This is a genomic window from Cupriavidus sp. 207A1 (genome assembly GCF_057798955.1).
This window is the reverse complement of the sequence record NZ_JBYOJO010000014.1, coordinates 155,680-178,728: the sequence shown is the minus strand read 5'-3', so window position 1 is coordinate 178,728 and position 23,049 is coordinate 155,680. Positions and strand designations below refer to the sequence as shown.

General features: G+C 69.0%; 20 protein-coding genes. 10 read left to right on the top strand and 10 right to left on the bottom strand.

Annotation, left to right across the window (positions count from 1 at the left end; translation table 11 throughout):
• Positions 1–38: 38 nt before the first annotated feature.
• Positions 39–725 (bottom strand): tRNA (guanine(46)-N(7))-methyltransferase TrmB, encoded by a 687-nt coding sequence (gene trmB / locus AC3FMM_RS24225; protein WP_115710210.1) that lies wholly within the window; start codon positions 723–725, stop codon positions 39–41.
• A gap of 118 nt (positions 726–843) precedes the next feature.
• Here trmB and AC3FMM_RS24220 point away from each other — a divergent pair, with 118 nt between their 5' ends.
• Positions 844–2,484 (top strand): ABC transporter substrate-binding protein, encoded by a 1,641-nt coding sequence (locus AC3FMM_RS24220; RefSeq protein WP_488687590.1) that lies wholly within the window; start codon positions 844–846, stop codon positions 2,482–2,484.
• A 55-nt stretch (positions 2,485–2,539) separates the two neighbouring features.
• Here AC3FMM_RS24220 and AC3FMM_RS24215 read toward each other — a convergent pair whose 3' ends face one another.
• The 6 genes from AC3FMM_RS24215 to AC3FMM_RS24190 form a co-directional block, all read right to left on the bottom strand.
• Complete coding sequence (locus AC3FMM_RS24215) at positions 2,540–3,412, bottom strand: class I SAM-dependent methyltransferase (RefSeq protein ID WP_488687589.1); 873 nt, start codon at positions 3,410–3,412, stop codon at positions 2,540–2,542.
• Between the two features lie 64 nt (positions 3,413–3,476).
• Positions 3,477–4,229, bottom strand: coding sequence for a tetratricopeptide repeat protein (locus AC3FMM_RS24210; protein WP_488687588.1), 753 nt, complete (start codon positions 4,227–4,229; stop codon positions 3,477–3,479).
• Positions 4,230–4,454: 225 nt separating this feature from the next.
• Complete coding sequence (locus AC3FMM_RS24205) at positions 4,455–4,892, bottom strand: universal stress protein (RefSeq protein ID WP_111521449.1); 438 nt, start codon at positions 4,890–4,892, stop codon at positions 4,455–4,457.
• A 231-nt stretch (positions 4,893–5,123) separates the two neighbouring features.
• Positions 5,124–5,627 (bottom strand): DNA-deoxyinosine glycosylase, encoded by a 504-nt coding sequence (locus tag AC3FMM_RS24200; protein ID WP_115710217.1) that lies wholly within the window; start codon positions 5,625–5,627, stop codon positions 5,124–5,126.
• A gap of 113 nt (positions 5,628–5,740) precedes the next feature.
• Complete coding sequence (gene htpG / locus AC3FMM_RS24195; RefSeq protein WP_488687587.1) at positions 5,741–7,642, bottom strand: molecular chaperone HtpG; 1,902 nt, start codon at positions 7,640–7,642, stop codon at positions 5,741–5,743.
• 118 nt (positions 7,643–7,760) lie between these two features.
• Positions 7,761–9,311 (bottom strand): aminotransferase-like domain-containing protein, encoded by a 1,551-nt coding sequence (locus AC3FMM_RS24190; RefSeq protein ID WP_488687586.1) that lies wholly within the window; start codon positions 9,309–9,311, stop codon positions 7,761–7,763.
• An 84-nt stretch (positions 9,312–9,395) separates the two neighbouring features.
• On the opposite strand from AC3FMM_RS24190, the gene AC3FMM_RS24185 reads away from it, so the two are divergent.
• From AC3FMM_RS24185 to AC3FMM_RS24155, 7 genes are all read left to right on the top strand, one after another.
• Complete coding sequence (locus AC3FMM_RS24185; protein WP_473703916.1) at positions 9,396–10,073, top strand: VOC family protein; 678 nt, start codon at positions 9,396–9,398, stop codon at positions 10,071–10,073.
• Between the two features lie 32 nt (positions 10,074–10,105).
• The gene (locus tag AC3FMM_RS24180; protein ID WP_488687585.1) at positions 10,106–10,819 is read left to right on the top strand and encodes an alanyl-tRNA editing protein; all 714 of its coding nucleotides are present in this window, start codon (positions 10,106–10,108) and stop codon (positions 10,817–10,819) included.
• Complete coding sequence (locus tag AC3FMM_RS24175) at positions 10,816–11,478, top strand: LysE family translocator (protein ID WP_326346725.1); 663 nt, start codon at positions 10,816–10,818, stop codon at positions 11,476–11,478. Before AC3FMM_RS24180 ends, AC3FMM_RS24175 begins: the two co-directional genes overlap by 4 nt.
• 119 nt (positions 11,479–11,597) lie before the next feature.
• On the top strand, positions 11,598–12,515 hold the full coding sequence (locus tag AC3FMM_RS24170) for a DMT family transporter (protein WP_488687592.1): 918 nt from the start codon (positions 11,598–11,600) through the stop codon (positions 12,513–12,515).
• An 11-nt stretch (positions 12,516–12,526) separates the two neighbouring features.
• Positions 12,527–12,994: a RidA family protein gene (locus tag AC3FMM_RS24165; RefSeq protein WP_115680699.1), complete on the top strand. Its 468-nt coding sequence runs from the start codon at positions 12,527–12,529 to the stop codon at positions 12,992–12,994.
• A 75-nt stretch (positions 12,995–13,069) separates the two neighbouring features.
• A complete protein-coding gene (locus AC3FMM_RS24160; RefSeq protein WP_326346724.1) occupies positions 13,070–14,254 on the top strand; it encodes an aminotransferase-like domain-containing protein in 1,185 nt (394 codons plus the stop codon).
• Positions 14,255–14,292: 38 nt separating this feature from the next.
• Positions 14,293–14,937 carry a glutathione S-transferase family protein gene (locus AC3FMM_RS24155; RefSeq protein ID WP_115710232.1) on the top strand — a complete coding sequence of 215 codons (645 nt, stop codon included), beginning with the start codon at positions 14,293–14,295 and terminating at the stop codon, positions 14,935–14,937.
• Between the two features lie 27 nt (positions 14,938–14,964).
• Here AC3FMM_RS24155 and AC3FMM_RS24150 read toward each other — a convergent pair whose 3' ends face one another.
• Positions 14,965–15,615, bottom strand: coding sequence for a LysE family translocator (locus AC3FMM_RS24150; protein WP_115710234.1), 651 nt, complete (start codon positions 15,613–15,615; stop codon positions 14,965–14,967).
• A gap of 412 nt (positions 15,616–16,027) precedes the next feature.
• Here AC3FMM_RS24150 and AC3FMM_RS24145 point away from each other — a divergent pair, with 412 nt between their 5' ends.
• Both AC3FMM_RS24145 and AC3FMM_RS24140 read left to right on the top strand, forming a co-directional pair.
• Complete coding sequence (locus tag AC3FMM_RS24145; RefSeq protein WP_115681473.1) at positions 16,028–17,710, top strand: L-lactate permease; 1,683 nt, start codon at positions 16,028–16,030, stop codon at positions 17,708–17,710.
• A gap of 179 nt (positions 17,711–17,889) precedes the next feature.
• Positions 17,890–19,719 (top strand): ABC transporter ATP-binding protein, encoded by a 1,830-nt coding sequence (locus tag AC3FMM_RS24140; protein WP_115710235.1) that lies wholly within the window; start codon positions 17,890–17,892, stop codon positions 19,717–19,719.
• Positions 19,720–19,787: 68 nt separating this feature from the next.
• Here the strand turns inward: AC3FMM_RS24140 and parC are convergent, their stop codons facing one another.
• Positions 19,788–22,127 (bottom strand): DNA topoisomerase IV subunit A, encoded by a 2,340-nt coding sequence (gene parC, locus AC3FMM_RS24135; RefSeq protein ID WP_116312858.1) that lies wholly within the window; start codon positions 22,125–22,127, stop codon positions 19,788–19,790.
• A gap of 79 nt (positions 22,128–22,206) precedes the next feature.
• Positions 22,207–23,004 carry a lytic transglycosylase domain-containing protein gene (locus tag AC3FMM_RS24130; RefSeq protein ID WP_115710239.1) on the bottom strand — a complete coding sequence of 266 codons (798 nt, stop codon included), beginning with the start codon at positions 23,002–23,004 and terminating at the stop codon, positions 22,207–22,209.
• Positions 23,005–23,049: the final 45 nt, after the last annotated feature.

The window sequence follows — 23,049 nt, the reverse complement described above, 5'->3', positions numbered from 1 at the left end:
GAAACGGCCCGCACTGCGGGCCGTTTTTCATCGTGCGTTCAGCCGGGCTGCCGCTCGCTGACGCAGCGCCACAAGCCATGGCCCGAGGCCGCGTACTTGCGCTCGAACGGCGTCATCGGCTGCGCCGGCGCCCAGGCCTCGATCCGCGCCGGCCGTCCCGCCAGTTCCAGCGCCTGCGCGAACTCGTCGATATAGATGCGCCAGTTGCTGCGGCACTCGAGGTAGTCGCCGCACGCCGCCAGCGCCGGGAACACCGCGTGCCCTTGCCAGCGCCGCCCCAGGTGGCCGATTTTCGGCCACGGGTTCGGGTACAGCACGTAGTGGCGCGCCACCGGCACCGCATCCGCCTGCAGCAGCCGCCAGACATCGACCAGATCGGCGCGGGCCCAGCAGAAATTCGCCGGCATCGGCGCGTCGCCCCACCAGTCCTTGCCGGCGGCCAGGCGCTTTTCGGACTGGTCGACGCCGATGACGAAATGGCCGGGGAACTGCGTGGCCAGGCGCAGCGTGCTTTCGCCGACGCCGCAGCCGGCATCGAGGATCAGCGGCGCGCCGCCAGCCTGCTGCCAGCGCTGCAGCGCCGCGGCCAGCTCGCGCCGGCTGGGCTCGCCGATGGGCTTGCGGAACGGCTCGGCCAGGTGGCGCGCGACGCGCGCGGCCAGGTGTTCATGGACATCGGACTGCGCCGAGACGATGGTGCGGGAATTGGCGAACATGGACGCCATTTTACCGGGCAGCCCTGCCAGCAAGGCTGCAACCATGCCACTTTAGCGGCACAATGCGGGACAAACCCGTCTGAGAACCCGTCCGCGACCGCGCGGACCCGTACGAGGAGCCTGCCCGATGACCATGATCCACGCCCTGCCGCCGCAACGTCCGCCGCGCCGCCGTGCCACTCCCGCGCGCCGCGCGGTGCTCCGTGCCGCCGCGGCGCTCGTCTTCGGCAGCGCCGCCTTCACCCTGCTGCCGGCCGGCGCCGCGCATGCCGAAGACCTGCGCATCGGCCTGGCCGCCGACGTCACGTCGATGGATCCGCACTGGAACAATGCCGGTCCCAACAACGCCATTGCCCTGCACGTGTTCGAGTCGCTGGTGTTCATGGACAAGAACGCGCGCTACATCCCCGGGCTGGCGCTGTCGTGGAAGCCGGTCAACGCCATCACCTGGGAAATCAAGCTGCGCCCCCACGTGAAGTGGCACGACGGCTCGCCCTTTACCAGCGAAGACGTCAAGGCCTCGCTGGAGCGGCCGGAGAAGCTGGTCAACAGCCCGGGCTCGTTCACCAGCTACACCAAGCCGATCGCCCGCATCGACACGCCCGACCCGCTCACCGTGCGCCTGACCATGAGCGTGCCCAACTACGCCAACCTGGCCAATGACCTGAACAGCGTGCCGATCATGCCGAAAAAGATCGCGGCCACGCTGACGCAGAACGATTTCGACTCGGGCAAGGCCATGATCGGCACCGGCCCGTTCAAGTTCGTGCGTTTTGCGCGCGGCCAGGAAATCGTGATGGCGCGCAATCCCGACTACTGGGGCCCGAAGCCCGAGTGGGACCGCGCGGTGTTCCGCATCATCACCGACAACGGCGCGCGCAGCGCCGCGCTGCTGGCGGGCGATGTCGACGTGATCGAGAGCGTGCCCTCGGCCGACGTCGCCAAGCTCAGGCAGAACCCGAAGTTCAAAATCGAGCAGCAGGTGTCGTGGCGCACCGTGTTCTGGCAGATGGACCAGTCGCGCGACAACCCGCCCTTTGTCACCGACAAGGCGGGCAAGCCGCTGGGCAAGAATCCGTTCAAGGACGCGCGCGTGCGCGCCGCGGTCAGCAAGGCGCTGAACCGCGACGCCATCGTCAGCCGCATCATGGAGGGGCTGGCGGTGCCGGCCTCGTCGATCGTGTCGCCGCAGATCTTCGGCCATCCCGGCACCAAACCCGACGCCTACGACCCGGAAGGCGCGAAGAAGCTGCTGGCCGCGGCGGGCTACCCGGACGGTTTCGCCCTGACGCTGCACGCCACCAACAATCGCTACCTGAACGACGCCGCGGTGGCGCAGGCCACCGCCAGCATGCTGACCCGCATCGGCATCCAGACCAGGGTGGAAACCATGCCGGTGGCGGCCTACTTCACGCGCGCGCGCCAGGGCGAGTTTGCCTTCCAGATGCTGGGCTGGGGCTCGGCCGCCGCCGACGTGGCGCTGCGCTCGATCACCGGCACGCCCAACCCGAAGACCGGCTACGGCACCTGGAACTGGGGCAAGTACAGCAACCCGCAGCTGGACCAGCTGATCGAGAAATCGCTGACCACGGTCAGCAGCGACAAGGCGCGCGAGGACAATGCGCGCGTCGCGGCAAAGTTCGCTCTGGCCGACCACGCGATCATTCCGTCGCACAGCCAGCTGGCGATGTGGGCGATGAAGAAGGGTCTGAAGTACGAGGCGCGCACCGACGAGTGGTCGCTGGCGCAGTTCTTTCACAAGGAGTGAAGGCGTCCGCGCGCCGAGGGTTTTCTCCTCTCTCCCGCTTGCGGGGGAGAGGTGCTTAAATCATCAACCGCTCTTCCTGCCGTGCATTGGCCGCGCGCAGCTTCTTCACCCAGTCCCGCGCCGGCAGCCCGGTGGTGCCCTCGACCACGTCGGCGCGCGCTTCCAGCACGTCCCACGCCACATCGATTTCCGGCCCGTTGAAGGCCAGCGCGATGATGTTGCCGTCATGCACTTCCGGAAACACCAGCACGCGGTTGTCGAAGGCATCGCAGATGCGCTCGATGTTCTTCGGAAAGCTGTCGTGGTCGCCGAACAGGTTGATCGTCATCACACCCGGCGCCTTCAGCGTGCGGCGGCAGGCGCGGTAGAACGCGGTGGTGTCCAGCACCGGGCCGCGCGCGGTGGCGTCGTACAGGTCGACCTGCAGCACGTCGACGGCGCCGGCGTGGGCGCCGTCCATCACGTAGTCCCAGGCGTCCTGCTCGCGCACGGTCAGCCGTGCGTCGTTCTCGCGCAGGCCGAACATGCTGCGCCCGGCGACGATCACGGCGGGGTTCAGCTCCACCGCGGTCACCCGCGCGCGGCTGAACTGGCGATGGCAGAACTTGGTCAGCGCCGCGGCGCCCAGGCCCAGCTGCACCACGTGGAATTCATCGACCGACGGCGACAGGAACAGCAGCCAGGCCATCATCTGCTGCGCGTATTCCAGTTCGATCGCATCCGGCTTGCGCAGGCGCATCGCGCCCTGTACCCACTCGGTGCCGAAGTGCAGGTAGCGCACGCCTTCCATTTCCGAGAACGTCACCGGCGCGAAGCGCGGCGTCATGCGTTTTTCTTCGCGGGCTGGCGCCTCGCCACGGGTGCGGGTGCCGCGTGCCGGACGGCGCGAGGCCACGGCTTCAATCGATTTGCGTTTCAGTAGGGTCATGTCGTCGAGAAAGGCGTTCGCCGCCCCCGCCGAGGCGATGGAGGCGATGGGAACGAACGCGGATTTACCTGGCCAGCGCCGCCTGCGCGCGCTGCAGCCAGGCGCGGTTGTGGTCGCGGGCGTGGCGCGGCCAGTGGCGGGCGTCGTGGACGATTTCGGCATACAGCCGCTGCGCGCGCTCGCGGTCGGCCGGATCGGGCTGGGCCGCCAGCCAGTCGGCGAACAGGCAGCGCGGCGCGGCGTCGCTGGCGCTGGTCAGCGCCTGCTCGAAGGCGGCGCGCGTGCCGGCCGCGCCGGTGGCGGCCAGGGCTTGCGCGTACAGCAGGGCCGGCTCCGGCTGCTGGCGCGCGCGCGGCTGGGCCGCGAACAGCTTCTCCAGCGTCGCTAGCGCGCCGGGCGCATCGCCGGTGGCGAACAGCGCCTGCGCCAGGCCCTGCAGCAGCGCGGGATCGGTCGCGAACGGGCCGTTGGCGGCCGCCTGGTAGTGCTGCAGCGCCTCGGCCGGCTCGCCGGCGGCCAGCAGCGCCGCGCCCAGGCGCATGCGGTGCGCCACCGTCGGGGCCCGATCGAAATCCGAGCGGGCCTCGCGCACCGCGCGGTTGGGATCGACCAGCTGCGTGATGGCGCGCGTCGCCGCGCGCGCCCCGCGCGACTGGCGCAGCTCGGGCAGGTAGATCGCAAAGAAATAGACCACGCTGCCGAGGCCCGGGAACAGGAACAGGATCAGCAGCCAGTACATGTTCTGGTGCGTGCGCACCGCGTGCACGGCAAAGAACAGTGCAACGATGATATGGATGCTGATGCCGAAAATACGCATAGGGAAATCACCTTTGAAACCATGGCGGGCGCGCCAGCCGCCGGCATTGTGACAGAAAGGCGCGGCGGCGGCCCGGGCGCGGGCGCCGCATAGGGTTGCAAACGGGGCTGCGGACAGGCCCTCAGGATGCCAGAAGCGCCTCGCGCCGGCAAAAAAGCGGCCCCGGCAGCGCCGGTTTTGCAACCGGTGCCTGCCAGGGCCTGCTGCTTGACGCGCGTCGCCGTGCTAGCGATAGACCAGCACCGGGATCTTGCTGTGCGTCAGCACCTTCAGCGTCTCGCTGCCGATCAGCATGCCCTGGATGCCGCGCCGCCCGTGCGATGCCATCACGATCAGGTCGCAGCCCTTGTCCTCGGCGGTCTTGATGATGGCTTCGTAGGGATGGTCGTTGACGGCGTAGGCGGTGTCGCACGGCACGCCCGCCGCGCTGGCTTCCTCGGCGCGCTCGCGCAGGTACTGCGTGGCGCCCGCCGCGGCTTCCTTGACGTAGGTTTCGCGGGTGTCCTCCAGCATCTCGACCTGGTAGGTCAGCACGTGGTAGTTCGGACAGACCCGCACCGCGGTGGTACGCGCCCCCATGTCCCGCGCCAGCGCGAGCGCCTTGCGGAACGCCGATTCAGACAGGTCGGAGCCATCGACCGCCAGCAGCAGATGCTTGAACATGATTGCCTCCTTGCCGCATGTTTGCCGGCTCAGGCAACTCACTTCCGATGCATTCGCGCCATGCGTCAGAAAGTGCGAGCCCGCAAGGCGCACAAGGAGCGGCCGATACTCCCGGTTTGGAATCATGGGCCAGCCCGATTCCAGTATAGGTGCGCGATGGCCCACGACAATCCGGAACGCGTCACTTCCAGGCAGGCCGATTCCATACGCGCAATGCCGGCAGCGAGCCCCTCAGTCCAGCAGGCTGCGCCATAACGAAAGCTTCTGCTCGAAGCTGCGCGCGGCATGCGCCGGGCTGGACGAGGGCAGCACCACGGTCTCGTAGCCCTGCGCGGCGAACTGCGGCGCAAAGCGGCCTGAGGTGCCGCCGTTGAAGCCGATGCGCCGCAGCGACGGCGCCAGCGCGCGCAGGCGCGTGAAATCGTTGGCCTGCGGATAGCGGATATTGCTGTCCAGGCTGCCTTCGCGCTGGCACGCGCCCAGCACGTCCCACACGCCGATGCGATGCGCCAGCAGCCGCACCAGCCGTTCGGCATAGGGCAGCTCCGCCAGCGGCTCGCCGGTCAGCGCGCCCAGCAGCGGCCAGAACTGGTTGCGCGGATGGGCGTAATACTGGCGCGCGGCGAGCGACGCGGCACCGGGAAAGCTGCCCAGCACCAGCACGCGGGTGTGGGCGTCGATGACGGGGGGCAGGCCCTGGTGGAGGTCGGGTTGAGGCGGGAACGTGTCGGGCATGGCAAGAACGCAGGGGCCTGCTGACAGTGCAAAAACTGCGATTGTTGTCTCCCCTCTCCCGCAAGCGGGAGAGGGGAGCAAACCAGCGGTGTGCAAGGCCGAATCGCGTCCGCTCAGGCCAGCAGCTTGTTCACGCGCTGGACGTAGGCTGCCGGGTCTTCCAGCATGCCGCCTTCGGCCAGCAGCGCCTGGTCGAACAGCACCTGCAGGCGGTCGCTGAAGGCATCCCCTTCCGGCAGGCCCCGCAGCTTCTTCACCAGCGCGTGCTCCGGGTTCAGTTCCAGGATCGGCTGGGCATCCGGCGCCTTCTGGCCGGCCTGCTTGAGCAGGCGCTGCAGGTAGCCGCTCATGTCGCCCTCGTCCGAGACCAGGCACGATGCCGATGCAGTCAGGCGCAGCGTCACGCGCACGTCCTTGGCCTTGCCGGCCAGCACGGCCTTGGCGCGCTCGACCACGTCCTTCCAGTCGGCTTCGGCCTTTTCCTGCTCGGCCTTTTCGGCCTCGTCGGCCAGCTTGCCCAGGTCGAGGTCGCCGCGCGCCACCGACACCAGCTCCTTGCCGTCGAATTCGCGCAGGAACGACAACATCCATTCATCGACACGGTCGGTCAGCAGCAGCACTTCGATGCCCTTCTTGCGGAACACTTCCAGGTGCGGGCTGTTCTTCGCGGCGGACCAGGTGTCGGCCGTGACGTAGTAGATCTTGTCCTGCCCTTCCTTCATCCGGCCGGCATAGGCGGCCAGCGACACGTTCTGCTCGGCGGTGTCGTTATGGGTCGAGGCGAAGCGCAGCAGCTTTGCCACGCGCTCCTGGTTGGCCTGGTCTTCGCCGGCGCCTTCCTTCAGCGCCTGGCCGAATTGCTGCCAGAAGGTGTCGTACTTGGCGCGCTCGGCTTCGTCCTCGCTGTCGGCCATCGATTCCAGCATCGACAGCACGCGCTTGGTGCAGCCCTCGCGGATCGCCTTGACGTCGCGGCTCTCCTGCAGCAGCTCGCGCGACACGTTCAGCGGCAGGTCGGCGGAATCGACCACGCCCTTGACCCAGCGCAGGTAGCCCGGCAGCAGCTGCTCGGCGTCGTCCATGATGAAGACGCGCTTCACGTACAGCTTGAGCCCGGCCTTGTGGTTGCGGTCCCACAGGTCGAACGGCGCGCGCGCCGGGATGTACAGCAGCTGGGTGTATTCGCTGCGGCCTTCGACGCGGTTGTGGGTCCACGCCAGCGGCGCCTCGTTGTCATGCGCGATGTGCTGGTAGAAAGCGGTGTACTGCTCGTCGGTGATGTCGGACTTGGCGCGGGTCCACAGCGCGCTGGCCTGGTTCACGCTCTCCCACTCGTCGGTGCGCTTGTAGCTGCTGGCTTCCGCATCCCATACTTCCTTGGGCATGCGGATCGGCAGCGAGATATGGTCCGAGTACTTCTGGATGATGCTCTTCAGGCGCCACGCCGACAGGAAATCGTCCTCGCCCTCGCGCAGGTGCAGCGTGATGGTGGTGCCGCGCTCGGTGCGCGCGATCGCGTCGACGGTGAACTCGCCGTCGCCGGTGCTTTCCCAGCGCACCGCATCTTCGGCGCCCAGGCCGGCGCGGCGCGTTTCCACGGTGACCTTGTCGGCGACGATGAAGGCCGAATAGAAGCCCACGCCGAACTGCCCGATCAGCGCCGCGTCCTTCTGCTGGTCGCCGGACAGCTGCTGGAAGAATTCCCTGGTGCCCGAACGGGCGATGGTGCCGAGGTTGCGGATGGCCTCGTCGCGGCTCATGCCGATGCCGTTGTCGGTGATCTTCAGCGTGCGTGCCTGCGCATCGGCCTCGATGCGGATGGCCAGGTCGGCGTCGTTCTCGAGCAGGGACGGATTCGCGATCGCCTCGAAGCGCAGCTTGTCGGTGGCGTCCGAAGCATTCGAGACCAGCTCGCGCAGGAAAATTTCCTTGTTGCTGTACAGCGAGTGGATCATCAGGTGCAGCAGCTGCTTCACTTCCGCCTGGAAGCTCATCGTCTCGTGCGGTGCGGTCATGGTTCTCCTCTTGAAAACAGGCGAATCTGGATAGGTTGGCTGGCCACCGGGGCCGTGCCGGCAAAAATAGGGACGCCCGGGCCATTTTCAAGACCCGGGGGGCGCGCCGGGCGCTCGGCTACAGCCGCTCGAGCTGCCGCGCCAGGAAGCGCAGCATGTCCGGATCGCCGCTGCTGGCGACGTTGAAGCGCATCCAGCCGGACGGCATCTGCGACGGCGAAAACAGGCTGCCCGGGGCGAACAGGTAGCCTTCTTCATGGCCGGCGGTGGTGATGGCGTTGGAATCGCGGCCGGTGTCGGCCCACAGGTACATGCCGGCATGCTGGCCGGGGAACAGGCGCAGGCCCAGCCCCTCCAGCTCGCGCCGGGTCTCGTCGCGGGCGCGGTCGAGCCGGGTGCGCACGCGCTCGACGTGCTTGCGGTAATGCCCTTCGGTCAGCACCTTGTACAGCACCCGCTCGTTGATCTCGGGCGTGGCCAGCCCGGCCAGCAGCTTGCCGTCGGTCAGCGCCGCGGCCGTGTCCGGATGCGCCGCGACAAAGCCGACGCGCAGGTTGGCCGCCAGCGTCTTGGAAAAGCTGCCCAGGTAGATCACCCGGCGCAGCTGGTCCAGGCTGGCCAGCCGGGTGGCGGCGTGGCCGGGCGGGCACAGGTCGCAATAGATGTCGTCCTCGACGATCAGGAAGTCGTACTGCTCGGCCAGGCGCAGCAGCTGGAACGCCTTGGCGGCCGACAGCGAGGTGCCGGTCGGGTTGTGCAGCACCGAGTTGATGACAAACAGCCGGGGCCGGTGCGCCTGCACGATGCGCTCCAGCGCCTCCAGGTCCGGGCCCTCCCCGGTATAGGGCACGCCGATCACCTGCGCCCCCTGCGCGGCAAAGCGGCCGAACATCACGAACCATGCCGGGTCGCCCACCAGCACCGCGTCGCCGGGCTGCAGGTAAAGCCGGGCGATCAGGTCGAGTGCCTGGGTGATGCCCGAGGTCAGCACGATCTGCTCGGCGCCGGCGCGGATCTCCAGTTCTTCCAGGCGGGTGCGCAGCTGCTGGCGCAGCGGCAGGAAGCCCTGCGGGGTGCCGCTGGCCAGGAAATGGTTGCCGGGCTGGCGGCCGAGCCCGCGCAGCGCGCTGGCGATCAGCTCGCCGTCGAGCCAGTCGTTGGGCAGGAAGCCCAGTCCCGGCGCCTTGTGTGCCTCGGCGGTATGGAACATGCTGCGCAGCAGCCAGGTCACGTCGATCTTGCGCGCCGCCGGCGCGTCGCGCGAGACCGGCGCCGCCGGCGCGGCCGGGGCCCGCTCGCGCACGTAGAAGCCCGAGCCCCGGCGCGATTCCAGGTAGCCCAGCGCCACCAGCCGCTCGTAGGCCTCGACCACGGTAAAGCGCGAGATGCCCTTCTCCTGCGCAAGCTGCCGGATCGACGGCATGCGCATGCCGGCGCGGAACACGCGCTCGTCGATGCGCATGCGGGCCCATTCGGTCAGCTGCTCGACCAGCGTCATCTGCGCCGACGGCACCGGGTCCGGCAAGCGCGCGGTGGACGGCAGCACCAGCTGCAGCGCGCGCGCGGCTGCGGCGCCGGCTGGGGCTTGCGCGCCGCCTCGGCTATCCTTCTCGCGGGCCACGGCGGCGCTGTCGCCGCCGGCGTCGCCCTTGCTGGATGGGGCATCCATGTGCTGCTCCTGCAACTGTACTGAAGACGATCCGCTGAACTGTACCGGTACTGTACCGAGTACCTTGTCTACCATCAAGCCAAGATGAAGCTAGCTCTCGATCACCTCGTCGTTGCCGCCCCCGACCTCGACACCGGCACCGACTACGTTGCCGGCGTGCTGGGCATTGCGCCCCAGGGCGGCGGCGCGCATGCGGCCATGGGCACGCACAACCGCGTGCTGGGCCTGTTCGGCGGCATCTACCTGGAAGTCATCGCGATCGATCCGACCGCTCCGGCGCCGGCACGGCCGCGCTGGTTCGGCCTGGAAAGCGAAGCGGTCCGGCAGCGCCTGCGCGATGGCCCGTTCCTGCTGCACTGGGCCGCGCGCGTGGAACGGCCCGCCGACATTAGCCGCTGGCAGGCGCAGTATCCCGAACGCATCGCCCCGGTGATCCCGATGAGCCGCGGCAGCCTGCACTGGCGCATCACCGTACCCGCCGACGGCAGCCTGCCGGCCTGGCCGGGCGAAGCCGGCAGCGCCGGCGACGGCGCGCTGCCCAGCCTGATCCAGTGGGACGTGACCCCGGCCCCCGGCGCCAGCCTGCCGCGGCAGGACCTGGCGCTGCGCCGGCTGTGCGCGCGCCACCCGCGCGCCGAGCTGCTGCGTCAGGGGCTGGCATGGCTGGGTGCCGACCACCTGCTCGCGGTGGAGCAGGACGACGGCCCGCCCGGCCTGATTGCCGAGATCGAAACCGCGCAGGGCATCCGCACCCTGCGCTAGCCGTCCCCACAACAAGCCCCAAGGAGCCCCCGATGTCCGCCACCCGCAAGCGTTTCGACGAAGACCCGTACCTCGACCACTGCGCCGCCACCGTGGTGGCCGCCAGCGCCGAGGGCATCGAGTTCGACGAGACCGTGTGCTACGCGCGCAGCGGGGGCCAGGCCGGCGACACCGCCACGCTGACGCTGGCCGACGGGCGCACCGTGGCCATCGTCGACACGGTCTACGCCGACGACCGCCGCCGCATCCTGCATGTTCCGGCCGCCGGGGCGCCGCTGCCGCGCGTCGGCGAGCGCGTCACCGTGGCGATCGACTGGGACCGCCGCCACCGGCTGATGCGCCTGCATACCTGCCTGCACCTGCTGGGCTCGCTGATCCCGGTGCCGGTGACCGGCTGCGGCATCTCGCCGGACAGCGCGCGCATCGACTTCGACCTGCCGGAATCCACGCTCGACAAGGCCGACCTGAGCGAGCGCCTGAACGCGCTGATCCGCGCCAACACCGCGGTGCGCACCACCCTGATCACGCCGCAGGAACTGGCCGCGCAGCCCGACCTGGTGCGCACCATCGGCGCCGCGCCGCCGGCGGGCACGGCCAGCATCCGCATCATCGAGATCCCCGGGGTCGACCGCCAGCCGTGCGGGGGCACGCACGTGGCCAACACCGGCGAGATCGGCGCGGTGGTGGTGACGAAGATCGAAAAGAAGAGCCGCACCAACCGGCGCGTGGCGGTGGCGTTCGCATGACCGCTTCGGCACTGCTCACGGACCTGCTCACCGGCCTGAGCACGGCGCAGTTCGCGGCGCTGCTGACGCTGCTGACGGTCGGCCTGTTCACACCCGGACCCAACACCACCATCGCCGCGGTGAGCGGGGCCAACTTCGGCCTGCGCGCGACGCTGCCGCATTGCGTCGGCGTCGCCTTCGGCTTTGCCAGCATCCTGGCGCTGTGCGCGCTGGGCGTGGGTGCGCTGGTGCTGGGCCAGCCCGCGCTGGCCGCCGCCGTGCACGCGGCCGGCGTGGCCTACCTGCTGTGGCTGGCGTGGAAGATCGCGCGCAGCACCGCGCTGGCCGAAAAGCAGGTGCTGCGCCCGCTCAGCGTGTGGCAGTCGGCGGCGCTGCAGTACGCCAATATCAAGGCGTGGATGCTGGCGCTGGCGGTGGCGGCCTCGTACATGGCGGGCGCGGCGTCGCCGGTGCAACGCGTGCTGCTGGTGTGCGGCGTGTTTGGCGTGCTGGGCTTCGTCAGCAACGGCGTCTATGGCGCGGTGGGCGCGTCGCTGCGGCAGTGGCTGCAGCACGGCCAGCGCGTGCGCTGGTTCAACCGCGCCATGGGCGCGGCGCTGGCGCTGACGGCGCTGTGGATTGCGGTCGGGGCCCGCCCCGGCGTGCCCGCGGCAGCCTGACCCGCGAGTTCAACACCCTGACAACACCGAGGCCAATCATGCCCGCCAGCCGCCCCGCTCCGCCAACACCCTTGTCATCGACGACACCCCCGGCTGCTGCCGTGCCGGCCTCCGGCGGCATGCTGCTGGGCCTGGTCGGCGTGGCGATCTTCAGCCAGACCCTGCCGTTCACGCGCATGGCGGTGGCCGAACTGGACCCGATCTTCGTCGCGCTGGCGCGGGCCGTGCTGGCCGCGCTGCTGGCGCTGGCGCTGCTGGCCTGGCGCGGCGCGCTGCGCGCGGGCCGGCGCCCGCGCGGCGGGCAATGGACGCGGCTGGCCGTGACCGCGCTGGGCGTGGTGGCGGGCTTTCCGCTGTTTTCCTCGCTGGCCATGCGCGAGGTGCCGGCCAGCCACGGCGCCATCGTGATCGGGCTGCTGCCGCTGGCCACCGCGGTGTTCGCCGCGTGGTTCGGGCGCGAGCGGCCGTCGCCGGCGTTCTGGCTGTCGGCCGTCGCCGGCAGCGCGCTGGTGATCGGCTTTGCCGTGTGGCAGGGGGCCGGCGGCCTGCAGCATGCCGACTGGTTCCTGTTCGGCGCGGTGCTGCTGGGCGCGCTGGGCTATGCCGAGGGCGGCAAGCTGTCGCGCGAGCTGGGCGGGCTGGAAACCATCAGCTGGGCGCTGGTGGTATCGCTGCCGGTGCTGGTGCCGGTGGTGGCATGGCTGACGCTGCGCGACCTGCCGGCGATCGCCGCGGCGTCGCCGCGGGCCTGGGGCGGCATGGCCTATGTTTCGGTGTTCTCGATGTTCGTGGGCTTCCTTTTCTGGTACGCCGGCCTGGCAAAAGGCGGCGTGGCCCGCGTCGGCCAGATACAATTGCTGCAGCCGTTCCTGACGCTGGCGGGCGGCGCGCTGATCCTGTCCGAGCCGCTCGACGCTGCCACCATCGCCTTCGCGGTGGCGGTGATTGCCGTCGTGGCGCTGGGCCGCCGCGCCGCCGTGCAGCAATCCGCACCTGCCCCGGAACCCTCACCGATCCTTCCCGGACGCATTCACTGACTGGAGCCTACATGTCCCAAACCTCGGTCTACGATACCCTTGCCCGCCTCGGCATCGAACTGCCGGCCGTCAGCGCCCCCGCCGCCGCCTACGTGATGGCCGCGCAGACCGGCAACACCGTGTTCCTGTCCGGCCATATCGCGCGCAAGGACGGCAAGGTCTGGACCGGCAAGCTGGGCCAGGAGATCGACACCGAAACCGGCAAGGCCGCCGCCCGCGCCGTCGCCATCGACCTGCTGGCGACGCTGCATGCGCATGTCGGCGACCTGAACCGCGTCACCCGCATCGTCAAGGTGATGAGCCTGGTCAATTCGACCACCGACTTCACCGAGCAGCACCTGGTCACCAACGGCGCCTCCGAGCTGCTGGCCGAGGTCTTCGGCGACAAGGGCAAGCACGCGCGCAGCGCCTTCGGCGTGGCGCAGGTGCCGCTGGGCGCGTGCGTCGAGATCGAACTGATCGCCGAAGTGCAGGGCTGAAGCTTTATCGTTGACTGAGCGGCCGGCCGTTGCCGTGCCGCTCTCCCAAGAATCACCGCAGACTAGAGACACATCATGAAATGGGCCATTTCCCGCCGGGCGCAGCAACTCACCAGCTCGGCCATCCGCGAAATCCTTAAGGTCACCGAGCGTCCGGAAGTCATTTCGTTCGCCGGCGGCCTGCCGTCGCCGGCGTCGTTCCCGGTAGCGGCGATGGAAGCCGCGACGGCCCGCGTCTTCGCCGACAACCCGCAGGCGGCGCTGCAGTACGCCGCGACCGAAGGCTACCTGCCGCTGCGCGAGTTCGTCGCCCGGCGCCATGACGTGGCGGTCGAGCGCGTGCTGATCACCACCGGCTCGCAGCAGGCGCTGGACCTGATCGCCAAGGTGATGATCGACCCCGGCAGCAAGGTGATGGTGGAAACCCCCAGCTACCTCGGCGCGCTGCAGGCGTTCTCGCTGTTCGAGCCGGAATTCGTCTCGATCCCCAGCGACGACAAGGGCCTGCTGCCCGAGGCGCTGACGCCCGAACTGACCGCCGGCGCGCGCTTCCTGTACGCCCTGCCCAACTTCCAGAACCCGACCGGGCGCCGCCTGCCGCTGGAGCGCCGCCAGGCGCTGGTGGCGCGCGCGCAGGAACTGGGCGTGCTGCTGGTCGAGGACGATCCGTACGGCGCGCTCAGCTACACCGGCGACCAGCTGCCGAGCCTGCTGTCGATGAACCCCGACGGCGTGATCTACATGGGCTCGTTCTCCAAGATCCTGGCCCCCGGCATGCGCCTGGGCTACGTGATCGCCCCGCCGGAGCTGCATTTCAAGCTGTGCCAGGCCAAGCAGGCCTCGGACCTGCACACGCCCACGTTCACGCAGCGCGTGGCCTACGAGACCGTGCGCGACGGCCTGCTCGACACCCATATCCCGACCATCCGCGAGCTCTACGGCAAGCAGTGCCAGACCATGCTGGATGCGCTTGCGCGCCACATGCCCGAAGGCGTCAGCTGGAATACGCCGGAAGGCGGCATGTTTATCTGGATGGAGCTGCCCGAGGGGCTGGACAGCATGGTGATCCTGGAAGAAGCGGTCAGGCGCAACGTCGCCTACGTACCGGGCGCGCCGTTCTACGCCAACAACCCGAAGCGCAACGCGCTGCGCCTGGCCTTCGTCACGGTGCCGGCGGAGCGCATCGAGCAGGGCGTGGCGATCCTCGGCGAGCTGTTCCGCGAAGCCATTGCCGCGGCGCGGCAGCCGCGCGCGGCCTGACGCCACGGCAAACGGGCGCACCTGACTTGGGAGACGACATGTTGCGTATCTGGGGCCGGCTTTCCTCCATCAACGTGCAGAAGGTGGTCTGGTGCGCACGCGAGCTGCACCTGGACCATGAGCGCGTCGATATCGGCGTGACCAAGGGCGACCTCGACACCGAGGCCTACGTGCGCCTGAACCCTAACCGCCAGATCCCGGTGATCGAGGATTTCCGCGGCACGGATGTCGGTGGCGAGCCGTTCGTGCTGTGGGAGTCCAATGCGATCGTGCGCTACCTGTGCGCACGCTACGGCGAAGGCACGCTGTGGCCCGAGGACGTCAAGGCGCGCGCCTCGGCCGACCGCTGGATGGACTGGCAGACCACCGCCTTCAGCCCGGCGATGGTGACCGCGTTCCTGAACCTGGTGCGCAAGCCCGAAGCCGAGCGCGACCCGGCCGCCATCGAGGCCTCGTGCGAGCGCACCGAGCCGCTCGCCGCGCTGCTGGACAAGGCGCTGGCCGGACGCGAGTTCATCGGCGGCGACCGCTTCACCATGGCCGACATCTCGCTGGCCTGTGCCGCGCACCGCTGGATGGGACTGCCGCGCCAGCACCAGCCGCGCCCCGAGCTGGAGCGCTGGCTCAACGCCATGCGTGCCCGCCCAGCCGCCGGCGGCATCCTCGAACTGCCGCTGCGCTGAGCCGCGGCAGTTTTTTCACCCGCCCTTCTACTTCGGCGCGCGCGAGCCCGATGCCGCGGTGAACACCCCCAGCCCGATAAAGGCCGCGCCGGTCAGGTAGCGGCCCAGCGCGCGCGCCCGGCCGGCGCGGCGCAGCGCCGGCATCACCGCGGCGGCGGCCATCACGTAGCACGCATCCGTGGTCGCGGCGATCAGCACGAAGGCCACGCCCAGCGCCAGGCTCTGCGCCAGCGCCGAGCCCGCCGGGTTCATGAACTGCGGCAGGAAGGCGGCGAAGAAGATCGCGGTCTTGGGGTTGAGCAGCGCCACCACGAAGCCGTCGCGTACCACCTGTCGCAGGCTGCGCGGCGACACCTCGGGGGTGCCGCCATCGGCCCCGCCGCCGCCGCGCAAGGCTCGCACGCCCAGCCAGATCAGGTACGCCGCGCCGGCGTACTTGACCACCGTAAAGGCCAGCGCCGACACCGAGAACAGCACCGCCAGCCCCAGCGAGGCGCCGATGGCATTGCCCAGGTTGCCCAGCGCCACCGCGCCGATCGACGCCAGCCCGGCCTGCCGCCCCTGCGCCAGCGTGCGGGTGACGATATAGACCACGGCCGGACCCGGCGTGATCGCCAGCGCCAGGCTGGCCACCACGAAGGCCGTCAGCAGCGGCCACGGCGGAAGGAATTCAGTCATGGGGAAACCTCGTCTCGGAGTGGAATCGGTTCCGGCGTGTGCCGGCGCACTGCCCGCCAGTATGGCGCCACCGCGATGCCGGCGCCAGCCGGGGCATCGTCCTCGCCGCCAGTCATGCTGCCGCGCCGCTGGCTTGCATACTTTTGCAACGGGCGCCGTTTAGAGTACTCTGGCCGGTGTGCCGCAAGGGCCCCATGTGCGCCGCGCTGCTCGTCCGGGCAAACCCTGATCCCTGAATGTGGCTCATCGCGATCATGACGCGATGTACGGCAGGCGCCGGCAGGCCCTTTTTTAAAATCCTTGTTCTTTGCCGGCGCGGCGGCTAGCGCACGCCGGTGCAAAGCGCATGCGGGAGTTCCAGGGCACGCAGATCGCCCGGGCGCCCGAGCCAAACCAGAGGAGGATTTCGATCGTGTGGAGTCAAGTCTATGACCCGCTAGGCAATATGGCGCTGTCGACCATTGCCGCGGGCATTCCCGTCGCCGTGCTGCTGGCAGCGCTGGCGTTCTTTCATATGCAGGCGCATCTGGCGGCGGGCCTGGCGCTGGTGATCGGCATCGTGGTGGCGTCGACCGTGTTCGGCATGCCGGCGGCCATGGCGGGCAAGGCGGCGGGGCTGGGCATCGTCTCCGGGCTGTTCCCGATCGGCTGGATCGTGCTGAACATCATCTTCCTGCACCGGCTCACCACGCTGAACGGATCCTTCAAGGTCTTGCAGAACTCGATTTCCGGCATCACCGAAGACCGCCGGCTGCAACTGCTGCTGGTGGCGTTCAGCTTCGGCGCCTTCTTCGAGGGCGCGGCCGGCTTCGGCACGCCGGTGGCGGTGACCGGCGCGATCCTGATCGGGCTGGGTTTCTCGCCGCTGGCGGCTTCGGGCCTGGCGCTGATCGCCAACACCGCGCCGGTGGCATACGGCGCGCTGGGCGCGCCCATCATCGGGCTGGCCTCGGTGACCGGACTGGACCTGCTCGACCTGTCGGCGATGATCGGGCGCCAGCTGCCGTTCTTCTCGGTGATCGTGCCGTTCTGGCTGATCTGGGCCTTCGCCGGCTTCCGCGGCATGCTGGCGATCTGGCCGGCGATCCTGGTGGCGGGCGTGAGCTTCGCCGTGCCGCAATACCTGGTGTCGAATTTCCACGGCCCGTGGCTGGTGGACGTGATCGCCGCGCTGGTGTCGATGGGTTCGCTGACGCTGTTCCTGAAGGTCTGGCATCCGAAGGAAATCTGGACCTCGACCAAGATCCTCGGCCGCCACGACGACTCCAAGGTCGACCACCCCGAAGCACTGGAAGCCGACGCCCGCGCCAGCGCCGCCTCGGCCGGGATCTCGGTGGCCAAGGCCTGGATGCCGTGGGTGATCCTGACGGTGTTCGTGTTCGTCTGGGGCATCCCCGAGTTCAAGAAGCTGATGGACAGCCTGTGGGCCTGGAAATTCCCGGTGCCGGGCCTCGACAAGGCCATCGTCAAGGTGCCGCCGGTGGTGCCCAAGGAAGTCATCGAAGGCGCCGTGTTCAACTTCAACGTGCTGTCGATGGCCGGCACCGGCATCTTCGTCTCGGCCATCGCCGGCGGTCTGCTGATGGGCTACTCGGTGCCGCGGCTGTTCCGCGAGTACTGGGAAACCATCAAGCTGGTGCGCTACTCGCTGCTGACCATCTGCGCCATGTTCGGCGTCGGCTACCTGACCCGCTACTCGGGCCTGGATGCGACGCTGGGCCTGGCCTTTGCGCACACCGGCGTGTTCTACCCGCTGTTCGGCACCATGCTGGGCTGGCTGGGGGTGGCGCTGACCGGCTCGGACACCGCCTCGAACGTGCTGTTCGGCGGCCTGCAGAAGACCACCGCCGAGCAGCTGGGCCTGTCGCCGGTGCTGATGGCTTCGGCCAACAGCTCAGGCGGCGTGATGGGCAAGATGATCGACGCGCAGTCGATCGTGGTCGCGTCGACCGCGACCAAGTGGTACGGCCACGAGGGCGACATCCTGCGCTACGTGTTCTTCCACTCGATCGTGCTGGCGATCCTGGTGGGCCTGTTCGTGACGCTGCAGGCCTACGTGCCGCCGTTCACGCATATGGTGATCCACCACCCCTGACGCGGCCGGCGCGGCCGACGCCGCGGCGGTTTTCGCAGCGCGTATCAGACAAGGCCCCGCCCCCGGCGGGGCTTTTCCATTGCGCAAGGCGCGTATCATGTTGCGTCTGATCCGCCGCAAGCGCCCGGCATCCCACCAGGACGAGCAGGCGTGCCGTGGCACACAACGGGAACCCTGCCATGTTGCGTCGCCTGGAAAGACTGATCGACCCCTTCCGCCATATGCCGGACCGCGAGCCGCCGGGCCAGGTGCTGCGCTTCTACACCTGGTACCTGCGCGAGGTCTGGGGCGTGTTCGTGCTGCTGTTGCTGGTGGGCCTGGTCGGCGCGCTGATCGAGGTGGCGCTGTTCAGCTTCCTCGGCCGGCTGGTCGACATGGCGCAGACCACGCCCGGCGCCGAGTTCTTCAGCCGGCACCGCAACGAGCTGGTGTGGATGGCGGTGGTGGCGGTGCTGCTGCGTCCTATCTTCTTCGGCCTGCATGACGTGCTGGTGCACCAGGTGATCAGCCCCAGCCTGTCCAACCTGATCCGCTGGCAGAACCACCGCTACGTGCTCAAGCAGAGCCTGTCGTTCTTCCAGAACGACTTTGCCGGGCGCATCGCCCAGCGCATCATGCAGACCGGCTTCTCGCTGCGCGACTCCGCGGTGCAGGCGGTGGACGCGCTGTGGCACGTGGCGATCTATGCGGTCAGTTCGCTGGTGCTGTTCGCGCAGGCCGACTGGCGCCTGATGATCCCGCTGCTGCTGTGGATCGTCTGCTACGTGGCCGCGCTGCTGTACTTCGTGCCGCGCGTCAAGCAGCGCTCGGTGATCGCCACCGAATCGCGCTCCCGGCTGATGGGGCGCATCGTCGACGGCTATACCAATATCACCACGCTCAAGCTGTTCGCGCATACCCGGCAGGAAGAAGACTACGCGCGCGACGCCATGGCCGAGCAGACCGAGAAGACGCGGCAGGCCGGGCGCATGGTCAGCGGCATGGACGTCACCATCACCGCGATGAACGGCGCGCTGATCGCCGGCACCACCGGGCTGGCGGTATGGCTGTGGAGCACCGGCCATGTCACCACCGGCGCGATCGCGCTGACCACCGGGCTGGTGATCCGCATCAACAATATGTCGGGCTGGATCATGTGGGTGGTCAACGGCATCTTCGAGAATGTCGGGCAGGTGCAGGACGGCATGAAGACCATCGCGGTGCCGCGCCAGGTCACCGACCGCGCCAACGCGCAGCCGCTGCGCGTCACGCACGGCGAAGTCCGCTTCGAGCAGGTGGGGTTCCACTACGGCAAGGGCTCGGGCGTGATCGAGGGCGTCAACCTGACGGTGCGGCCAGGCGAGAAGATCGGGCTCGTGGGCCCGTCGGGCGCGGGCAAGTCGACGCTGGTCAACCTGCTGCTGCGGCTCTACGACGTCGAGCGCGGGCGCATCCTGATCGACGGCCAGGACATCGCCACGGTCACGCAGGAGAGCCTGCGCGCGCAGATCGGCATGGTCACGCAGGACACCTCGCTGCTGCACCGCTCGATCCGCGAGAACCTGCTCTACGGCAAGCCCTCCAGCACGGACGCCGAAATCGCCGCCGCGCTGCACCGCGCCCGCGCCGACGAGTTCATTCCGCACCTGGTCGATGCCCACGGCAATACCGGGCTGGAGGCACAGGTCGGCGAGCGCGGCGTGAAGCTGTCAGGCGGCCAGCGCCAGCGCATCGCGATCGCGCGGGTGCTGCTCAAGAACGCGCCGATCCTGATCCTGGACGAAGCGACCTCGGCGCTGGACTCCGAAGTGGAAGCCGCGATCCAGGAAAGCCTGGAAACGCTGATGCAGGGCAAGACCGTGATCGCCATCGCGCACCGGCTGTCGACCATCGCACGGATGGACCGGCTGGTGGTGCTGGACAACGGGCATATCGTGGAGAACGGCACGCATGCGGAACTGCTCGCGCATGGGGGGCTGTATGCGCGGCTGTGGGCGCATCAGACTGGGGGATTCGTGGGGGTGGATTGATATGTTGCCCGCCGGATTGGGGGCTCCCTCTCCCGCTTGCGGGAGAGGGGAGCAAACCAGCAGGCCACTCAATTGCCCGCAGGCACCTCCACCCGCACCGGCTCGATCCTCGGCTCCTTCAGCTTCGCCTCGAGCTGCCTGCCCTTGCGCGCCCGCTTGCCGACATACGGCAGCAGCGACTGCCCGGCCAGCTTCTGCGACGACGGTTTGCCGCCGCGGCCCGCGCCGGACAGCACCAGCCCGGGCGCGCCCACGGCAACCGCCTGCAGCAGCTTCTCCTTGGCTTCCAGCTCCATCAGGATCACGCCGCGCCCGCCGGCGGACAGCACCTTCACTTCATCCAGCGCCACCAGCAGCAGGCGGCCGTTGCCGGACAGGCACGCCGCATGGGTGGCCTCGTCGCCGATCGGTGCCGGCGGCAGCGGGGCATCGCCGTCGTCCAGCGTCAGGAACGACTTGCCGCCCTTCTGCCGGCCGGTCATGTCGCCCACCGTGGTCTGGAAGCCGTTGCCGTTGGCCGTGGCAATCAGCACGCGCTGGCTGGCGCTGCCGGCAAAGGTGTGCGCCACCTGGCTGCCGGATTGCAGCTCGATCAGCGTGGTGATGGGCACCCCGTCGCCGCGCCCGCCCGGCAGGCTGGAGACCGGCACGGAATAAACGCGGCCATTGGTGCCGAACACCAGCAGCACGTCGACGGTGCGGCAGTCGAAGGTGTTGTACAGCGCATCGCCCGCCTTGAAGGTGAACTGCTGCGGATCGTGGCCATGGCCCTGGCGCGTGCGCACCCAGCCCTTCTGCGACATCACCACCGTCACCGGCTCGTCGATCACGCGCACCTCGGCCGCGGCGCGGCGCTGTTCCTGGATCAGCGTGCGGCGCGGGTCCTTGTCTTCCGGGCTGTATTGCTTGGCGTCGGTCTCGATCTCCTTGATGATGCGACGGCGCATCATGGTCTCGGACTTGAGCAGCACGTCCAGCTCGGCCTGCTCCTCGCGCAGCTCCTTCAGCTCCTTCTCGATGCGGATCGCTTCCAGGCGCGCCAGCTGGCGCAGCCGGATTTCCAGGATGTCCTCGGCCTGGCGGTCGCTCAGGCCGAAGGCCTCGATCAGCGCGGGCTTGGGCTCGTCGCTCTCGCGGATGATGCGGATCACCTCGTCGATATTGAGCAGCACCAGCATCCGGCCTTCGAGGATGTGGATGCGGTCCTCGACCTTGCCCAGGCGATGGCGCGTGCGGCGCGTGACGGTATCGAAGCGGAACGCGATCCACTCGCCCAGGATCTCGCGCAGGCCCTTCTGGCGCGGACGGCCGTCGGTGCCGATCATCACCAGGTTGATCGGCGCGCCGGATTCCAGGCTGGTATGCGCCAGCAGCGTCTGGATGAACTCCTGCTGGTCGATGTTCTTGCTCTTGGGCTCGAACACCAGCCGCACCGGCGCGTCCTTGCCGGATTCATCGCGCACCGCGTCGAGCACCGCCAGCACGGTGGCCTTGAGCTGCTGCTGGTCCGGCGTCAGCGCCTTCTTGCCGGTCTTGATCTTGGGGTTGGTGATTTCCTCGATCTCTTCCAGCACCTTCTGCGCCGAGGTATTCGGCGGCAGTTCGGTCACCACCAGCTGCCACTGGCCGCGCGCCAGCTCCTCGATGGTCCAGCGCGCGCGCACCTTCAGGCTGCCGCGGCCGTTCTCGTAGATCTGGGCAATGTCCGCCGCCGGCGAGATGATCTGGCCGCCGCCGGGATAGTCCGGCCCGGGCATCAGCGCCAGCAACTCGGCCAGCGCGATGTTCGGGTTGCGGATCATCGCCACGGTCGCGGCGGCGACCTCGCGCAGGTTGTGCGGCGGGATCTCGGTCGCCATGCCCACCGCGATGCCCGAGGCACCGTTGAGCAGCACGAACGGCAGCCGCGCCGGCAGCAGCCTGGGCTCCTGCATCGAGCCGTCGTAGTTGGGGATGAAGTCGACCGTGCCTTCGTCGATCTCGTCGAGCAGCAGCCGCGAGATCGGCGTCAGGCGCGCTTCGGTGTAGCGCATCGCCGCGGCGCCGTCGCCGTCGCGCGAGCCGAAGTTGCCCTGGCCGTCGATCAGCGGATAGCGCAGCGAGAAGTCCTGCGCCAGCCGCACCAGCGCGTCATAGGCGGACTGGTCGCCGTGCGGGTGGAACTTGCCCAGCACGTCGCCGACCACGCGCGCCGACTTGACCGGCTTGGCGTCGGCGCGCAGCCCCATCTCGTGCATCGCGAACAGGATGCGCCGCTGCACCGGCTTCTGGCCATCGGCCACCTCGGGCAGCGCGCGGCCCTTGACCACGCTGACGGCGTAGTCCAGGTAGGCGCGCTCGGCGTAGCGGGCCAGCGTCAGCGAATCGGCCGGCTCTTCAGGTTGAAACGTGATGTCTTGTTGTTCCATGGATAGGCAAGGATTCGGCGCGCCACGCGTTCGACCTCGACGGCCGGCGCACCGGTTGCTTGTGATTCTTCGGTGCCGGTCAGGGCATGGGCCGGCGCGCGCCGATCACCATCTTCACGCGCGGGCCGTCGTCGCCGCCGGCGCTGGCGCGCTTTAGCACCACGCCCTGCTGCGGCTGGTACAGCCGGTAGAACTGCAGCACGGTGCTGACATACTGCCGGGTCTCCGGATAGGGCGGGATACGGTTGTTGTAGCGCTGCACCGCGCCCTCGCCCGCGTTGTACGCCGCCAGCACCAGCTCGAGGTTGTCGGGGAACTGCTGCATCAGCCAGCTCAGGTAGCGCACGCCCGCGGTGATGTTGGTGCGCGGATCAGCCAGCTTCTGCTCGATGGTGCGGCGCGCATCGGCGCTGACGCCAAAGCGCGCGCCGGTGTCGGGAATCACCTGCATCAGGCCGATCGCGCCCTTGGGCGACACCGCCGCCGGGTTGAAGCCCGACTCCACCGCCATCACCGCCTTGACCAGCGCGGGATCGACATCCTGCTTGCCGGCGATCTGGTGGATCAGCGGCTCCACGGTCTTGATGTTGGGATGGTTGAGGACGTAGCGGTACAGCTTGTGCTGCTCGAAGTCGATGTCGCCGCGCGCCGCCTGCGCCTGCTTCGCCGCCAGGCGCCCGGTGTCGAGCCTGCCGCCGTCCTTCATGAACAGCTTGTAGCGCGCGTCGAGCTTCTGGTCGGCAAAGTGCGCCACGCCGTCGGCGTCGATAAAGCCCCACAGCTCGGCATGCGCCGCCGGCACGCAGGCAAGCCCTGCCAGCGCCAGCAGGACTGTCGTTGCCTTGCGCCAGGGATTGCCGGGGGTTCTCGTCTTCATCGTGCGTTCCAGAGTAGGCGGACCGGAGCGGGCATTATGCGCCAA

Excerpts from the sequence above, each read along its gene's own strand:
- AC3FMM_RS24200 (WP_115710217.1), bottom strand. The coding sequence starts at position 5,627 with ATGCCCGACACGTTCCCGCCTCAACCCGACCTCCACCAGGGCCTGCCC.
- AC3FMM_RS24175 (WP_326346725.1), top strand. The coding sequence starts at position 10,816 with ATGACCGCTTCGGCACTGCTCACGGACCTGCTCACCGGCCTGAGCACG.
- AC3FMM_RS24130 (WP_115710239.1), bottom strand. The coding sequence starts at position 23,004 with ATGAAGACGAGAACCCCCGGCAATCCCTGGCGCAAGGCAACGACAGTC.
- AC3FMM_RS24150 (WP_115710234.1), bottom strand. The coding sequence starts at position 15,615 with ATGACTGAATTCCTTCCGCCGTGGCCGCTGCTGACGGCCTTCGTGGTG.
- AC3FMM_RS24140 (WP_115710235.1), top strand. The coding sequence starts at position 17,890 with ATGTTGCGTCGCCTGGAAAGACTGATCGACCCCTTCCGCCATATGCCG.
- AC3FMM_RS24185 (WP_473703916.1), top strand. The coding sequence starts at position 9,396 with ATGAAGCTAGCTCTCGATCACCTCGTCGTTGCCGCCCCCGACCTCGAC.
- trmB (WP_115710210.1), bottom strand. The coding sequence starts at position 725 with ATGGCGTCCATGTTCGCCAATTCCCGCACCATCGTCTCGGCGCAGTCC.
- AC3FMM_RS24155 (WP_115710232.1), top strand. The coding sequence starts at position 14,293 with ATGTTGCGTATCTGGGGCCGGCTTTCCTCCATCAACGTGCAGAAGGTG.
- AC3FMM_RS24180 (WP_488687585.1), top strand. The coding sequence starts at position 10,106 with ATGTCCGCCACCCGCAAGCGTTTCGACGAAGACCCGTACCTCGACCAC.
- AC3FMM_RS24160 (WP_326346724.1), top strand. The coding sequence starts at position 13,070 with ATGAAATGGGCCATTTCCCGCCGGGCGCAGCAACTCACCAGCTCGGCC.
- AC3FMM_RS24220 (WP_488687590.1), top strand. The coding sequence starts at position 844 with ATGACCATGATCCACGCCCTGCCGCCGCAACGTCCGCCGCGCCGCCGT.
- AC3FMM_RS24190 (WP_488687586.1), bottom strand. The coding sequence starts at position 9,311 with ATGGATGCCCCATCCAGCAAGGGCGACGCCGGCGGCGACAGCGCCGCC.
- htpG (WP_488687587.1), bottom strand. The coding sequence starts at position 7,642 with ATGACCGCACCGCACGAGACGATGAGCTTCCAGGCGGAAGTGAAGCAG.
- parC (WP_116312858.1), bottom strand. The coding sequence starts at position 22,127 with ATGGAACAACAAGACATCACGTTTCAACCTGAAGAGCCGGCCGATTCG.
- AC3FMM_RS24215 (WP_488687589.1), bottom strand. The coding sequence starts at position 3,412 with ATGACCCTACTGAAACGCAAATCGATTGAAGCCGTGGCCTCGCGCCGT.
- AC3FMM_RS24205 (WP_111521449.1), bottom strand. The coding sequence starts at position 4,892 with ATGTTCAAGCATCTGCTGCTGGCGGTCGATGGCTCCGACCTGTCTGAA.
- AC3FMM_RS24165 (WP_115680699.1), top strand. The coding sequence starts at position 12,527 with ATGTCCCAAACCTCGGTCTACGATACCCTTGCCCGCCTCGGCATCGAA.
- AC3FMM_RS24170 (WP_488687592.1), top strand. The coding sequence starts at position 11,598 with ATGCTGCTGGGCCTGGTCGGCGTGGCGATCTTCAGCCAGACCCTGCCG.
- AC3FMM_RS24210 (WP_488687588.1), bottom strand. The coding sequence starts at position 4,229 with ATGCGTATTTTCGGCATCAGCATCCATATCATCGTTGCACTGTTCTTT.